The organism is Mycobacterium simiae (assembly GCF_010727605.1).
GTDB classification, from domain to species: Bacteria; Actinomycetota; Actinomycetes; order Mycobacteriales; family Mycobacteriaceae; genus Mycobacterium; species Mycobacterium simiae.
Genome location: NZ_AP022568.1, coordinates 1,576,147 through 1,591,137, shown reverse-complemented (window position 1 = coordinate 1,591,137; position 14,991 = coordinate 1,576,147). Strand labels below are relative to the sequence as shown.

Here is a 14,991-nt window from a genome sequence, read left to right as displayed (position 1 = left end):
CAGCGAACTGGCAATGGTCGAAATCGGGATGGGCCGCGTCGCCCGTCGTACCTACGAGCTCAGCGAAGTCAGCATCGTGCCGTCCCGGCGCACCCGCTCGTCGCAGGACGTGTCGACGGCCTGGCAGCTGGACGCCTATCGGTTCGAGATCCCGGTGGTGGCACACCCGACGGATGCGCTGGTGTCACCGGAGTTCGCGATCGAGCTGGGCCGGCTCGGCGGGCTGGGCGTGCTCAACGGCGAGGGACTGATCGGTCGGCACGCCGACGTCGAGGCCAAGATCGCGCAGCTGGTGGAGGCGGCCGAGAAGGAGCCCGAACCGTCGGCGTCGATCCGGCTGCTGCAGGAGCTGCACGCCGCACCGCTCAACCCGGACCTCCTGGGCGCCGCCGTCGCCCGCATCCGCGAGGCGGGCGTGACCACCGCGGTACGGGTCAGCCCGCAAAACGCCCAGGCGCTGACCCCGGTGTTGCTGCAGGCCGGCATCGACCTGCTGGTCATTCAGGGCACCATCGTGTCGGCCGAGCGCGTCGCCAGCAATTGTGAGCCGCTCAACCTCAAGACCTTCATCTCCGAGCTCGACGTTCCGGTGGTCGCCGGCGGGGTGCTCGATCACCGCACCGCGCTGCACCTGATGCGTACCGGCGCGGCCGGCGTCATCGTCGGCTACGGCTCCACCCGCGGCGTCACCACCAGCGACGAGGTGCTGGGTATCAGCGTGGCGATGGCCACCGCGATCGCCGACGCCGCGGCCGCACGCCGGGAATACCTCGACGAGACCGGCGGCCGCTATGTGCACGTGCTGGCCGATGGGGACATCCACACCTCGGGCGAGCTGGCCAAGGCCATCGCTTGCGGCGCCGACGCGGTGGTGCTGGGTACGCCGCTGGCGGAAAGCCACGAAGCCCTCGGCGGCGGCTGGTTCTGGCCGGCGGCGGCGGCGCACCCATCGCTGCCGCGCGGCGCGCTGCTGCAGATCGCCGTCGGTGAGCGACCGCCGCTGGAGCGGGTGCTGGGCGGGCCGTCCGACGATCCGTTCGGCAGCCTGAACCTGGTCGGCGGTCTGCGCCGGTCGATGGCCAAGGCCGGCTACTGCGACCTCAAGGAATTCCAGAAGGTCGGTCTCAGCGTCGGCATTTAGCACTGGTTTGCTACCGGCCGGTAAGTTCATACTGGTGGGGATGAAGCCAGATTTCGACGTCCTGATCATTGGTTCGGGGTTCGGGGGCAGTGTCAGTGCGCTGCGGTTGACCGAAAAGGGTTATCGCGTAGGCGTACTGGAGGCCGGTCGGCGCTTTGCCGACGAAGATTTTGCGAAGACGTCGTGGAATTTGCGCAAGTTTCTGTGGGCGCCCAGGTTGGGCTGCTACGGCATCCAGCGCATCCATCCCCTGCGCGACGTGTTGATTTTGGCCGGCGCCGGGGTGGGCGGCGGATCGCTGAACTACGCGAACACGCTCTACGTGCCGCCGGAGCCGTTCTTCGCCGACTCGCAGTGGGCGGGCATTACCGACTGGCGTTCGGAGCTGATGCCGCACTATGAGCAGGCCAAGCGAATGCTGGGTGTGGTCACGAATCCGACCTTCACCGACGCCGATCGCATCATCAAGGAAGTTGCCGACGAAATGGGGTGCGGCGACACCTTCGTGCCCACCCCGGTCGGGGTGTTCTTCGGTCCGGACGGGGCCAAGACGCCGGGGAAGAAGGTGCCCGACCCGTACTTCGGCGGCGTCGGGCCGGAGCGCACCGGCTGCTTGGAATGCGGCTGCTGCATGACCGGGTGCCGCTACGGTGCCAAGAACACCCTGCTGAAGAACTACCTGGGCCTCGCCGAATCTGCCGGGGCGCAAGTGATTCCGATGACAACAGTCAAGGGTTTCGAGCAGCGCCCGGACGGGCTGTGGCAGGTGCGCACCGTGCGCACCGGCAGCTGGGTGCGCCGCGACCGGCGCACCTTCACCGCGTCGTATCTCATCCTGGCCGCCGGTACGTGGGGCACGCAGCATCTGCTGTTCAAGATGCGCGACAAGGGCAAGCTGCCGCGGCTGTCGCAGCGGCTGGGCGTGCTCACCCGCACCAACTCGGAGTCAATCGTCGGTGCGGGACGGCTGGAGGTTTCGCCGGATCTGAACCTCACGCACGGCGTGGCGATCACGTCGTCGATCCATCCGACGGCGGACACCCACATCGAACCGGTGCGCTACGGCAAAGGCTCGAACGCGATGGGCCTGCTGCAGACATTGATGACCGACGGACCAGGGCCCGAAGGCCCCGATGAGAACTATGTGCCCCGCTGGCGGCAACTGCTCGACGCCGCCGGCGAGGACCCGCGCAAGATGCTGCGGCTGCTCAATCCCCGGCAGTGGAGCGAGCGGACCATGATCGCGCTGGTCATGCAGCACCTGGACAACTCGATCACCACCTTCACCAAGCGCGGCAGGCTGGGCATCCGCTGGTACTCCAGCAAGCAGGGCCACGGCCAGCCGAACCCGTCGTGGATCCCGGTCGGCAACGAGGTCACCCGCCGCATCGCCGCCAAGATCGACGGCGTCGCGGGTGGCACCTGGGGCGAGCTGTTCAATATCCCGCTGACCGCCCACTTCCTGGGCGGCGCGGTGATCGGTGACAGCCCCGAGCGCGGGGTGATCGACCCCTACCATCGGGTCTACGGTTATCCCTCGCTGCTGGTCGTGGATGGCGCCGCGATCTCGGCAAACTTGGGTGTCAACCCGTCGCTGTCCATCACCGCGCAGGCCGAGCGCGCGGCCTCGCTGTGGCCGAACAAGGGCGAGGTCGATCAGCGGCCGCTGCAGGGCGACGAGTATCGCCGGCTGGAGCCGATCCCCCCGCACCACCCGGTGGTGCCGGCGGAGGCGCCGGGCGCGCTGCGCTGGTTGCCGATCAACCACATCAACTCGACGGCGGACGCCAGTTGACGAGCGCCGGCGCTAGCTGGCGATCACCTCGAGGGGCGCGCCGCTGACCACCCGGCTGCGTTCGCCGTGCACGTTGACCGGCACGTCGCCCATCAGGGTGACCCGGTGCATCAGCCGCGGCTGCCCGTCGTAGTCGTCGATCGCCCGGTGCTGGGTGGCGCGGTTGTCCCAGATGGCCACGTCGCCTGCCTCCCAATTCCAGCGAATAGTGTTCTCCGGCTTGGTGATTCGCCGCTGCAACAATTCCAGCAGGGTGCTCGATTCGTGGCTGTCCAAGCCGACGAAGCTGCGCACGAACTCGCCGGCCAGCAGGGTGCGCTCGCCAGTCTCCGGGTGTACCCGCACCACCGGGTGCTCGGTCTGGAAGTCCTGCTTTTCGAACGCTTGGCGGAATGTCCGCTGCGCGTCGCTCATCGCCCGGACGGCCTCGGTGCTCACGTAGTCGTAGCGGTTGCTGTGCAGCGCCCAGAGGTTCTCGGCGAGGCACTGCAGCGGCTCGGGCAGATCCTGATATGCCGCTGCGGTCGACGCCCACAGCGTCGAGCCGCCGTAGCTGGGCAGGGTGACGGCGCGCAGGATCGAGGCCGCCGGGTAGTTCGCGGCGAAGGTGACGTCGGTGTGCCAGCGGTTGGCCGTGCCGTACTCGGAGTTGATCGGCGTGATGACCGGCGCGTGCTCGGCGGCCAGCATCGACGCCGCCGGGTGCCCGACGGGGGTGCCGAGCAGTCCGCCGAAGGCGAGCTGCTGCTGGTCGTCGAGGTGGTGCTGATCGCGGAAGAAGATGACCTTGTGTGTCAGCAGGGCCTGATGGATCTTTTCGACGACGCCCGGGGCGAGGTCGCCGCCGAGGCGCACCCCGTCGATGCGGGCGCCGATGCGGCTGCCGAGTTTGGTCACGGTGATCTGGTCTGTCATGGCTGTCGTCCTTGCCCGAAGTTTTGTAGTCAGTTGACTATGGTCTCGAGTGTAGTCGGACGTCTACAGCGCGGCAAGGGCCCGCGGTCAGTGGTCCGATGCGCGCTGGGTGAGCTTGTGCCGGTGGGTCGGCGCGCAGCCCGGCGGTTGCGGCGGCGCCGGCAGCAGGGCCTTGCGCGGCCGAACCGCGAACGTCGTCGGCGCGTCCGTCTTGAGCAGGACCTCCTCGCCCGCGTGCCGGATGCTGAGCTCACCGCCGGCGCCGTCGGTCAGGGTGTAGGTGACGTCGGTGTGGTTGGCGTCGACCATCAGTCGGAAGTCGCGCCAGCGCACCCGGAACCGCAGCCGCGAGATGCCGTCGGGCAGGGCGGGATCGATTTCCAGGATGCCTTCGTCGTCGCGCAACCCGCCGAACCCCGCGACGATCGCCATCCACGCCCCGGCCAGCGACGCCATGTGCAATCCGTCGCGGGTGTTGGAATGCAGGTCGCGCAGGTCGATCAGCGCGGCCTCGTAGGCGTAGTCGTGCGCCAGCTCCAAATGGCCGACCTCCGCACACATCACGGCCTGACAGCAGGCCGACAGCGAGGAGTCGCGCACCGTGCGCCGTTCGTAGTAGTCCACGTTGCGGGCCTTCTGCTCGGGCGTGAAGGCGTGGCTTTGCCACTGCATCGCCAGCACCAGGTCGGCCTGCTTGATCACCTGCGCCGGGTAGAGCCGCACGTACGGCTCGTGCAGCAGCAGCGGATAGTTGTGCCGGTTCTCGAAGTCCCACTCCGCGAACTTGGTGAAGCCCTCGCACTGCTGGTGCACACCGAGTTGCTCGTCGTAGGGGATGTTGACCGCGTCGGCCGCGTCGCGCCAGGACGACGTCTCCTCGTTGGTGACGCCGAACGCCTCGGCCTTTTCCGGGTGGCGATTGCAGGCATCCGCGGCGACCACCAGGTTGTGGGCGGCCATCAGGTTGGTGAAGACGTTGTCGCGCACGATCGCGGTGTACTCGTCGGGACCGGTGACGCCGTCGATGTGCCAGACACCGTGGCGGTCATGGTGCCCGAGCGACATCCACAGCCGGGCCGTCTCGATCAGCACCTGCAGGCCGCACTCCTCTTCCAGCGACTGGTCACCGGTGACGACGCGGTAGCGCTCGAAGGCCATCGCAATATCGGCGTTGATGTGGAAGGCCGCGGTGCCGGCCGGCCAATAGCCGGAGCACTCCTGGCCGCGAATGGTGCGCCACGGGAAGCTGATTCCTTTGAGGCCGAGCTCGCTCGCCCGCTCCCGCGCCAGCTCCATCGTCGAGGCCCGCCACCGCAGCGAATCGGCGACCGCGTGCGGCAGCGTGTAGGTGAGCACCGGAAGCACGAAACCCTCGGTGTCCCAGAAGGCGTGGCCGTCGTATCCGGTGCCGGTGAGGCCCTTGCTCGGGATGGCGCGCCGCTCGGCCCGGGCGCTGGCCTGCAACAGGTGAAACAGCCCGAACCGCACCGCTTGCTGGGATTCCGAGTCGCCCTCGACCTCGACGTCCGCGTTGTCCCAGAAGTCGTCGAGGTACTTGCGCTGCGACTCCAGCAGCCCCTTCCAGCCGCTGTATCTGGCGCTGTGCAGCGCGGCGGCGACCTGGTCGCGCAGCGCTGGCCGCGAGCGCTGGCTGGACCAGCCATAAGCCAGGTATTTGACCAAGCGCAGTTTCTGGCCGGGCCGCAGGCCGCAGATCACGGTGGTCCGGGCCAGGTCGGCCCGGGCGTCGGTGTTGATCTCGACCCGCCCTGGCACGTCCACTTCATGGTCCATTCCGGCGGCCATCATCAACGCGCTGGCCCGGGTGCGATGCATCAGCAGCGCCCCGCACTCGGTCTCCTCGTGGTCGACCGCCTCCAGCGGGTTGTCCAGGATGGCCGCCACCCGCGGGTCGGCCGACGTCCTCGGCTGGTCCTCGTTGGTGACCAGTTCGGATTGCACTGTGACACGGACGAATTCGCCGACCGCTTCCACGACGTACTCGATGGCGGCGACGCTGCGATGGGACAGCGAGACCAGCCGGGTGGAGGTCACCTTGACCTCCTTGCCGGCGGGGGACGCCCAGTGCGCGTCGCGCACCAGCGTCCCGGCTTTGAGGTCCAGGCACCGCTCGTGCGAGATGAGCTTGCCGTACCGCACGTCGAAGGGCTCGTCCTCGACGAACAGGCGGATGATCTTGCCGTTGGTGACGTCGACGACGGTCTGGCCGGCCTCCGGGTAGCCGTAACCAGCCTCGGCATAGGGCAACGGACGGATCTCGTAGAACGAGTTGAGGTAGGTGCCGGGCAGGCCGTGCGGCTCGCCTTCGTCGAGGTTGCCGCGTAACCCGATGTGCCCGTTGGACAATGCGAAGATCGACTCGGACTGGGCGATCAGGTTCAGGTCCAGTCGGGTCTCACGGACCGCCCACGGTTCGACCGGGAACGCATCCTGGGTGATCATGCCGTCACCTCGTTTGTAGTGCCCAGCAGTTCGGCGAGGTCGGTCACCACGATGTCGGCGCCGTGGCGGCGCAAATCCTCGGCCTGGCCCACGCGATCGACGCCCACCACGTAACCGAAGTTGCCGGCACGACCGGCCGCCACCCCCGACAGCGCATCCTCGAACACCGCGGCCGCGGCGGGTGCGACGCCGAGTAGCTGCGCGCCCCGTAGATAGGAGTCCGGGGCGGGTTTGCCCTTGATGTGCTCCTCCCGCAGGGTCACGCCGTCCACCCGCTGCTGGATGAAGTGGTCAAGTCCGGTGATCTCGAGCACCTCGCGAGTGTTTGCGCTCGACGACACCACGGCGATGCCCAGGCCGGCCGTCGAGGCGGCCTGCAAGTAGCGCCGCGATCCGTCGAACACCTCGACCCCGTCCTTCTCGAGGACCTGCTGGAACATGTCGTTCTTGCGGTTGCCCAGCCCGTAAACGGTTTCGTGGTCGCCGGAGTCGTCGGGATTGCCATCCGGCAGTTCGATTCCTCGGCTCTGCAGAAACGACCGGACCCCGTCCTCGCGTTTCTTGCCGTCGACGTAAGTCCGGTAGTCCGCACCGGCATCGAAGGGCACGAACGTCTCCCCGGTGCGCTGGGCTCGCTGCGACAAATAGGCGTCGAACATGGCCTTCCAGGCCTTGGTGTGCACGCTTGCGGTGTCGGTGAGCACGCCGTCGAGGTCGAACAGGCAAGCGTGCACCGTCTCTGGCAGACCCAGCACAGAGGATCCTCACTGTCGGGAGTAGTCGGGCGCTACCCACTCCACCATGCTTGGTCGGATGCCGCCAGAAAACGGCGGTGATGTTCAACTCGCCCGGGCGACGCCTTGAATGACCCGCAGCCGTCCATCCCCCACCGCCGCGGTCAGATTTTCGACCTTGCGTGCAAAGTCGGCTACGAAGGTGTGCAGGCCGAGTGGGTTGGCCGGCTGAGCCAGCAGGGCTTGCATGATCGCGCCCGCCTGGTCGGTCAGGTCGTTCCAGACATCGACAGCGAAACCGGACGACTCGACGACACGACGCAGCTCCTCAGGGCTGACCAGATGACTCTGATCCGGTGTCTGCGCCCACGGTACCGGATAGTCGAGTTCACCCGGTACGCCAATAGCGATGTCCCACAGGGCGAGTCGGCCGCCGGTTACCAGTACCCGGTGGGCTTCGGAGTACAGGCGTTGTTTGTCGGCGACATTCATCTGAACGTGCTGGCTGACGGCGACGTCGAAGCTGCCCGCCTCGAATCCGAGTGCGGTGACGTCGCCCTGATGGACAGTTATCCGGTTGTCCAGGCCGACGAGCCGGTTGAGCCAGCGCTGGGTTTCGCAGTATTCGTCGGTGAGGTCGACGGCGGTGACCGTGCAGCCGAAGCGGTCGGCGACGTAACGCGCGGTGCCGCCGATCCCACTGCCCGCGTCGAGCACCCGGCTGTCCTCGGTGATTCCGGCAAGGTCCATCAATTGGCTGGTCGCGATGCGGCCCATGGTGTGGAAGTCCTCGAGCATGGCCAGGTCGGCGGGCACCAGGTGGGCGAGGTCTTTTCCGGCCGCGCGCAATGCCTGCTCGATGTGGGGCTGTGACAGGCCGGTCGAGTACTGAGTCATGCGCTCTGCCTTTCCAATTCACGCGCCGGGAGTAATGCTGCGACCACGATCGCCGCGCCCAGCGCGATGCCCGCGCACACCAGCGACCCCACTTGCAGGCCATCCAAGAACGCGTGGTTGACGGCGTCGCGAACTTTCCCGGCGTGCTCGGCGGGTAGCTGCTCGATAACCTTGTGCGCCACCGCCATTGAGCTGCGCATCGCGGAGCTGACGCCGGCCGGCAGTGCGGCGAGCTCGGACGCCGATGCGAGCTGTGCGGAATACACCGACGCGAAGACGCTGCCCACGATCGCGACGCCCAGGGTGCCGCCGAGCTCACGCGTGGTGTCGTTGACCGCGGAGCCGATCCCGGCCTTGTCGGCGGGCAGCGATCCCATGATCGCCTCCGTGGCCGGCGAAAACGTCAGACCCAGGCCGCCGCCGAGCAACAGCATCTGGGTGGCGATCTGCTCGTACGGCGTTGCCGCATCGGCCGTCGACGCCCATGCCAGCCCCGCCGCGAACACGGCCAACCCGCCGGCGACGACGGCGGTGGTCCCGATCCGCTCTACCAACCGCGGGCCCAGGATGCTGGCCACCGCGATCGATAGGGCCACCGGCAGTAATCGGACGCCGCTGTCAAAAGGGCTGTACTCCTTGATGAATTGGAAGTACTGGGTGATCACAAAGATGAACCCGAACAACGTCAAAAATCCGGCGGTTACCGCCAGGCTGCCGCCGGAGAACCGGCGGTTGGCGAACACCGCGACATCCAGCATCGGGTGCGAGCTGCGCTGCTCGACCCAGGCGAATCCGGCCAGCAAGGCGGCGGCCGTTGAGAAGCCGATGACGGCGCGAGTACTAGTCCACCCCCACGACGGCGCCTCGATGACGGTGTAGACCAGCGCCGTGACACCGGCGGCGGACAGCAGCAGCCCGGGTAGGTCGACACGGGGGGCGGCCGGGTCGCGGGATGTCGGTACGAAAAGCGCGGCGCCGATGATGGCCAGTACCGCGATCGGAATGTTCACCATGAAGATCGCGCCCCACCAGAAGTGCTCGAGCAGCCAGCCGCCGCTGATCGGGCCCACGGCCACGCCGACCCCGACCATTGCCGCCCAGCCGCCTATCGCCTTGGCGCGGGGCACCGGGTCGGTGAAGATGTTGGTGATCAACCCCAGCGTCGTCGGGAAGATCAGCGCCGCACCCACCCCCATGGCGGCACGTGCGGCGATGAGTTGGTCCGCGGAATTCGACTGCGCCGCAAGGGCTGAGGTAATGGCGAACAGGGCGAGTCCGCAGTTGAGCCAGCCTCGTCTGCCATACCGGTCGCTGAGGCTGCCGGCCGACAGCAGTAGCCCGGACATGACCAGGGTGTAGGCATCGACGATCCACTGCAGTTGTGCGTTGTCGGCGTCGAGTTCTCGCGACAACGTGGGCAGGGCGACGTTGACGATGGTGGCGTCGACGCTGATGACGAAGACGCCCAGGCAGATGACGGCGAGTGCCGCGGTCTTATGCATAGACGAGACGCTAAAGTCAACAGACAAAGAAATCAAGTACTAGATGGAAAAAAGCGTCTGATGCTGGTAGCTTGGTCGCGTGCGGACCCGCAATTACAACCAGAACTGCCCGATCGCGCGCGGACTTGACGTCCTAGGGGAGCGGTGGACGTTGCTGATCCTGCGCGAGCTGGTTGGCGGGCCCCGCCGCTATGGCGACCTACGCGCCGAATTGCCCGGCATCGCAACAAATTTGCTTGCCGAGCGACTCAAGGAGCTGCAAGACGACGGGCTCGTCGAACGGACCGATTTACCGGCACCGATCGCGCGAACGGTCTACACCCTCAGCGACGTGGGCTGGCGGCGAGTGCTGCCCATCCTGCAAACTGTCGCATGGTTCGGCCTGGATCGATTGGATCCGATCGGCGACGGCCCCGCGTCGCCGCTGAACGGGTTTCTCGCCGGCATCCTGCTCGGCTTCGATTCCGGGCAGGCGGCGGGCCTGGAGGTGACGGTCCGGGCCGAGATCGACGGCCGCCGCTTCGACTTCGCGGTTACCCACTGTCGTCTGGCCGGTGCGCGTGGCGAACCCGCGGTGACGATCACCGCCCGCGCGATAGATCTGGTCACCGCCCGTTTGGCGACAAGTGAGGCCAGGCGCAAGGCGGCGCTGCGGCGTGTCGGCTTCGACGGACACCAGCGTGACATCGACGCCGTGCGGGCGGTGTTTTCGTTGTGAGCCTCAGTCCAGGGGTTCGAGGTTCGACGACGAGAAGCTCGTACAGCTCGGGGGCGTGATACGTCCACAGGACATCGCCCGAAAGTAGCTGGACCGGAGCGCTGCACGGCATGCTCACGGCCAGGTGCTGGGCGTACAGCACGCATACTTCAGTTCGTCGGCCCTGAAACGCTACGCCAACACCCGATTCGGCATCGCACAGCCGAACGACCTGTTGTGACCGTGGCAAAGTGTGACCCGGCCCGGGCAGCCATCGCCAGCCACTAAGCTGGCTGCCGTGGAAGCACCCTCGCCGCGCCCCGTATTGGTGGTCGACTTCGGCGCGCAGTACGCGCAGTTGATCGCCCGCCGCGTTCGTGAAGCGCGGGTCTTTTCCGAAGTCATCCCGCACACCGCATCGATCGAAGAGATCAAGGCCCGGGATCCGATCGCGCTGGTGCTTTCCGGCGGGCCGGCCAGTGTGTACACCGAGGGGGCCCCGCAATTGGACCCCGCCGTGTTCGACCTCGACGTGCCGGTGTTCGGCATCTGCTACGGATTTCAGGCGATGGCCCAAGCCCTCGGCGGGACGGTCGCCCACACCGGCACCAGCGAGTTCGGTCGCACCGAGTTGAAAGTTCTTGGCGGCGAACTGCACTCGGGGCTGCCGGCGACGCAGCCGGTCTGGATGAGCCACGGTGACGCCGTCACGGCGGCGCCCGAGGGGTTCGACGTGGTGGCCAGCAGCCCGGGTGCGGCGGTCGCCGGCTTCGAGAATCGGGCCCGGCGCCTGGCCGGGGTGCAGTATCACCCGGAAGTGATGCACAGCCCGCACGGGCAACAGGTGCTCAGCCGATTCCTGCACGACTTCGCCGGTCTCGGTGCCGAATGGACGGCCGCCAACATCGCCGACGCGCTGGTGGAGCAGGTGCGCGCCCAGATCGGGGACGGCCACGCGATCTGCGGGTTGTCCGGCGGGGTGGATTCCGCGGTCGCCGCGGCGCTGGTGCAGCGGGCCATCGGCGACCGACTGACCTGCGTGTTCGTCGACCACGGACTGCTGCGCGCCGGTGAGCGGGCGCAGGTGCAGCGCGATTTCGTGGCCGCCACCGGCGCCAACCTGGTTACCGTCGACGCGGCCGACACGTTCCTGCAGGCGCTGTCCGGGGTGACCAATCCGGAAGGCAAGCGCAAGATCATCGGCCGTCAGTTCATCCGGGCCTTCGAAGGCGCGGTGCGAGACATCTTGAGCGACACCGGGTCCTCTGATAAACAAGTCGAATTCCTGGTGCAGGGCACGCTGTATCCGGACGTGGTGGAATCCGGCGGGGGCAGCGGAACCGCGAACATCAAGAGTCACCACAACGTCGGTGGTCTGCCCGACGATTTGAAGTTCAAGCTCGTCGAGCCGCTGCGGCTGTTGTTCAAGGACGAGGTGCGCGCGGTCGGGCGGGAGTTGGGGCTGCCGGAGGAAATTGTTGCGCGGCAACCATTTCCGGGTCCGGGCTTGGGCATCCGGATCGTCGGGGAGGTCACCGCGGCACGGCTGGACACGTTGCGGCGCGCCGACTCGATCGCCCGCGAGGAACTCACCGCCGCCGGCCTGGACAACATGATCTGGCAGTGCCCGGTGGTGTTGCTGGGCGAGGTGCGTTCGGTCGGTGTGCAGGGCGACGGCCGCACCTACGGGCATCCGATCGTGCTGCGGCCGGTGTCCAGCGAGGACGCGATGACCGCCGACTGGACCAGGGTGCCCTACGAGGTGCTGGAACGCATCTCGACCCGCATCACCAACGAGGTACGCGAAGTCAACCGCGTGGTGCTGGACATCACCAGCAAGCCGCCCGGCACCATCGAGTGGGAATAGCTTTCAGCTACTCTACGAATTCACTTGTGCCATCGAGGATCTCGGCCGCATCCCAGTTGCCGCCGGCCGCACTGATCAACGCTCGGGCGAGTTCGCGATCACCTCGCTTGGCGACCAGAATCAGGGTGTGGTCGGTCGCGGTGACCGATCCGCCGCGCAGTCGGGTGCGGGCCGTCGGGTCGGCGGTCAGCGCATCACCGAGGCGCGCGATGTCGACATCGGGGACGGTGATGAGAACCGCGTTGGAATCCGGCCCCTGGTAGTCGAAGGACAACACGGATTGCTGGTCGAACTGGCTGCGCAGCGCTTCGCCGGCGCGGTGCAGGGCGGATGCGTCGGTGCTGCACAGATGAAATTCGCGCGACCGCTCGAAGTCGAGTCGCTGCAGTGCGCCGGACCAGTACACGCCGTCGAGCGGGGTGGACCCCGTCACCGCGACGCCGGTGCGGACGATCGTCGCGTCGGCCTGCAGCTCGAACAGGGGATCGGTGTTGTCGGCGACGAAGAGCTCCGCGGGATGGCAGGGGTCGGCGTTGCTCGACGCCGGACAGACGCTACAAAAAAGCACCAGGAGCCCCACCAGCACCGATCGCATAAAACAGCCTCTCACGTTTCTTGACGGTTGTCGGAGGGTGGGTGTTTACTCCAACATGAATCGAACATACATTCGAAAATGTCGGGTAAACGCTGGTAGGAGGCTTATATGACGGCGGCTGTCGCCTCCGGCCAGGATCGCGCTCAGCAGCTCGACTCGTTGCGCCGGCAGATCGCGGTGTTATCTGGGAAATCGTCCGGGGCGGTCGTAGCCCGCTGTGATGAGTTGTTGCCGGAATCGGAATCTCAACTGCCGATCCCGGCCTGGTTGGCCGAGGCGCTTCCCGTCCCGTTGCCCCGGGGGACGGTGGCGGTGCTGTCTGGAGCGCGGTCGCTGCTGCTGAGCATGGTCGCCGCTGTCACGGCGGCTGGCGGAAACGCGGCCATCGTCGGCCAGCCGGAGATGGGGCTGCTGGCCGCGGTGGAGATGGGAGCGGATCTGAGCCGGCTCGCGGTGATACCGGATCCCGGCACCGACCCGGTGGAGGTCGCCGCGGTACTCATCGACGGCATGGATCTAGTGGTGCTCGGCCTGGGCGGCCGCCGGGTATCGCTGACCCGGGCGCGGGCGGTGGTGGCGAGGGCCCGCACCAAGGGCTGCACCTTGCTGGTCACCGACGGCGACTGGCAGGGGGCGCCGACCCGGTTGGAGGCCCGGGTCTGCGGCTACGACATCACGGCCGGTAACCGGGGCACCCCGGTCTGCGGATTCGGACGCATCAGCGGAGTGCGGTTGCAGGTCAGCGGGGTGTGTGCGGGAAGACGGGTGATCGGCCGGACGCGAACCGGGTGAATTCGGATGTCTTCGCGGGTGCTGGCCGTCTGGTGCATGGATTGGCCCGCGGTCGCGGCGGCGGTAGCGGCGGGCCTGTCCGTGACCGATCCGATCGCGGTCACGCTGGCCAACCGAGTGATCGCCTGCTCCGCCGCGGCCCGGGCGGCCGGGGTGCGGCGGGGACTGCGACGCCGGGAGGCGGCGGCAAGGTGCCCACAACTGCACGTGGCCACCGCCGACGCCGACCGCGACGCCCGCTTTTTCGAAGGGGTGATTACGGCGGTCGACGATCTGGTGCCCCGCGCCGAGGTGCTGCGGCCCGGGCTCCTGGTGTTGCCGGTGCGCGGAGCGGCCCGCTATTTCGGATCCGAGGAGCAGGCAGCCGAGCGGTTGATCGACGCGGTGTCTGTGAGTTCGGTAGCCGGTGCCGAGTGCCAGGTCGGGATCGCAGATCAGCTGCCCACCGCCGTCTTGGCCGCCCGTGCGGGTCGTATCATCCCGGCGGGCGGAGATGCGAAGTTCCTGTCGGCGCTGTCGATCCGGCAGTTGGCCACCGAGCCGAGCCTGTCCAGCCCGGGACGAGAAGAGCTCACGGACCTGTTGTGGCGCTTGGGGATTCGTACCCTCGGGCAGTTCGCCGCCTTGTCCTCGACCGACGTGGCGTCCCGATTCGGCGCGGATGGGGTCAGCGCGCACCGGCTCGCCCGCGGTGAACCCGGGCGGGGACCCGCCGGGCGGGAACCGCCGCCCGAACTCGAGGCGGTGCTGGATTGCGATCCGCCGATCGACCGGGTCGACGCGGCCGCCTTCGCCGGGCGCTCGCTGGCCGGCACGCTGCATCAGATGTTGATGGCCGCCGGCGTGGGATGCACCCGGCTGTCCATCCACGCCGTCACCGCCAACGGCGAAGAACTGAACCGGGTGTGGCGATGCGCGGAGCCGTTGACCGAGGACGCCACCGCCGATCGGGTGCGCTGGCAACTGGATGGGTGGTTGAGCAGCCGGACCGGTCGTGCCCGGCCCACCGCCCCGGTGACCTCGCTGCGGCTGCGGGCGGTGGAGGTGGTCTCCGCCGAGGCGCTGCAGCTGCCGCTATGGGGTGGCCTCGGCGAAGAGGACAGGCTGCGGGCGCGCCGCGCGCTGGTGCGAGTACAAGGCCTGCTTGGCCCGGAAGCGGTGCGGGTACCGGTGCTGTCCGGCGGTCGCGGCCCGGCCGAACGCATCACGCTGACCCCGCTGGGTGACGAGCCGGTGCCGCATGCCGACCCGGGGTTGCCGTGGCCCGGTCAGCTGCCGGACCCGGCACCGGCGGTACTGCTCGACGATCCAGTGGAATTGCTTGACGCGCAGGGTAATCCGGTACGGGTAACCGTCCGGGGAATGTTCTCCGCCGATCCCGCACGGCTGGTCGTCCGCGGCCAGCGCGACCCGCTGCGCTGGTGGACCGGACCGTGGCCGGTCGACGAGCGATGGTGGGATGACCGGCCGCAGCCCGGTCACGGGGGAGGTCGCACCGCCCGTGCTCAGGTGCTGCTGGAAAGCGAGCGTGCGCTGTTGCTGTGCTATCGGCAAAGGAGGTGGTATTTGGAAGGAAGCTACGAGTGAGGCTGC

11 protein-coding genes and 1 pseudogene are annotated in these 14,991 nt (G+C 67.8%); 6 read left to right on the top strand and 6 right to left on the bottom strand.

The genetic code is table 11. From position 1 onward, the window contains the following. The first annotated feature begins 13 nt into the window (after positions 1-13). Together G6N33_RS07200 and G6N33_RS07195 are read left to right on the top strand one after the other, a co-directional pair. Entirely contained in the window at positions 14-1,141 is a 1,128-nt protein-coding gene (locus G6N33_RS07200) for a GuaB3 family IMP dehydrogenase-related protein (RefSeq protein ID WP_044512875.1), read from the top strand. A gap of 40 nt (positions 1,142-1,181) precedes the next feature. Continuing rightward, positions 1,182-2,936: a GMC oxidoreductase gene (locus G6N33_RS07195; protein ID WP_044509932.1), complete on the top strand. Its 1,755-nt coding sequence runs from the start codon at positions 1,182-1,184 to the stop codon at positions 2,934-2,936. A gap of 12 nt (positions 2,937-2,948) precedes the next feature. Here the strand turns inward: G6N33_RS07195 and G6N33_RS07190 are convergent, their stop codons facing one another. The 5 genes and pseudogenes from G6N33_RS07190 to G6N33_RS07170 form a co-directional block, all read right to left on the bottom strand. Continuing rightward, positions 2,949-3,851 (bottom strand): TauD/TfdA dioxygenase family protein, encoded by a 903-nt coding sequence (locus G6N33_RS07190; protein ID WP_044509933.1) that lies wholly within the window; start codon positions 3,849-3,851, stop codon positions 2,949-2,951. Between the two features lie 87 nt (positions 3,852-3,938). Next, positions 3,939-6,314, bottom strand: coding sequence for a glycoside hydrolase family 65 protein (locus G6N33_RS07185; protein ID WP_044509934.1), 2,376 nt, complete (start codon positions 6,312-6,314; stop codon positions 3,939-3,941). Beyond that, positions 6,311-7,117 (bottom strand): annotated as a pseudogene (locus tag G6N33_RS07180) (beta-phosphoglucomutase family hydrolase). Before G6N33_RS07180 ends, G6N33_RS07185 begins: the two are co-directional and overlap by 4 nt. A 36-nt stretch (positions 7,118-7,153) precedes the next feature. Then, entirely contained in the window at positions 7,154-7,945 is a 792-nt protein-coding gene (locus G6N33_RS07175; protein WP_044509936.1) for a class I SAM-dependent methyltransferase, read from the bottom strand. Further along, a complete protein-coding gene (locus G6N33_RS07170) occupies positions 7,942-9,447 on the bottom strand; it encodes a DHA2 family efflux MFS transporter permease subunit (RefSeq protein WP_044509937.1) in 1,506 nt (501 codons plus the stop codon). Before G6N33_RS07170 ends, G6N33_RS07175 begins: the two co-directional genes overlap by 4 nt. 79 nt (positions 9,448-9,526) lie before the next feature. Here G6N33_RS07170 and G6N33_RS07165 point away from each other — a divergent pair, with 79 nt between their 5' ends. Together G6N33_RS07165 and guaA are read left to right on the top strand one after the other, a co-directional pair. Continuing rightward, positions 9,527-10,165, top strand: a complete 639-nt coding sequence (locus G6N33_RS07165) for a winged helix-turn-helix transcriptional regulator (RefSeq protein WP_044509938.1) — start codon at positions 9,527-9,529, stop codon at positions 10,163-10,165. Between the two features lie 277 nt (positions 10,166-10,442). Further along, positions 10,443-12,011 (top strand): glutamine-hydrolyzing GMP synthase, encoded by a 1,569-nt coding sequence (gene guaA / locus G6N33_RS07160; RefSeq protein ID WP_044509939.1) that lies wholly within the window; start codon positions 10,443-10,445, stop codon positions 12,009-12,011. A gap of 7 nt (positions 12,012-12,018) precedes the next feature. Here the strand turns inward: guaA and G6N33_RS07155 are convergent, their stop codons facing one another. After that, positions 12,019-12,606 (bottom strand): hypothetical protein, encoded by a 588-nt coding sequence (locus tag G6N33_RS07155; RefSeq protein WP_408632766.1) that lies wholly within the window; start codon positions 12,604-12,606, stop codon positions 12,019-12,021. 108 nt (positions 12,607-12,714) lie between these two features. Here G6N33_RS07155 and G6N33_RS07150 point away from each other — a divergent pair, with 108 nt between their 5' ends. Beyond that, entirely contained in the window at positions 12,715-13,398 is a 684-nt protein-coding gene (locus G6N33_RS07150) for a hypothetical protein (RefSeq protein ID WP_044509940.1), read from the top strand. Then, positions 13,399-14,985: a DNA polymerase Y family protein gene (locus G6N33_RS07145; protein ID WP_163771763.1), complete on the top strand. Its 1,587-nt coding sequence runs from the start codon at positions 13,399-13,401 to the stop codon at positions 14,983-14,985. It abuts the gene before it with no gap. Positions 14,986-14,991 lie beyond the last annotated feature (6 nt).

Bases quoted from the DNA above. Each gene is read 5' to 3' on its own strand.
- G6N33_RS07170 (WP_044509937.1), bottom strand. From the start codon at position 9,447: ATGCATAAGACCGCGGCACTCGCCGTCATCTGCCTGGGCGTCTTCGTC.
- G6N33_RS07190 (WP_044509933.1), bottom strand. From the start codon at position 3,851: ATGACAGACCAGATCACCGTGACCAAACTCGGCAGCCGCATCGGCGCC.
- G6N33_RS07200 (WP_044512875.1), top strand. From the start codon at position 14: ATGGTCGAAATCGGGATGGGCCGCGTCGCCCGTCGTACCTACGAGCTC.
- G6N33_RS07195 (WP_044509932.1), top strand. From the start codon at position 1,182: ATGAAGCCAGATTTCGACGTCCTGATCATTGGTTCGGGGTTCGGGGGC.
- G6N33_RS07150 (WP_044509940.1), top strand. From the start codon at position 12,715: ATGACGGCGGCTGTCGCCTCCGGCCAGGATCGCGCTCAGCAGCTCGAC.
- G6N33_RS07175 (WP_044509936.1), bottom strand. From the start codon at position 7,945: ATGACTCAGTACTCGACCGGCCTGTCACAGCCCCACATCGAGCAGGCA.
- G6N33_RS07185 (WP_044509934.1), bottom strand. From the start codon at position 6,314: ATGATCACCCAGGATGCGTTCCCGGTCGAACCGTGGGCGGTCCGTGAG.
- G6N33_RS07155 (WP_408632766.1), bottom strand. From the start codon at position 12,606: ATGCGATCGGTGCTGGTGGGGCTCCTGGTGCTTTTTTGTAGCGTCTGT.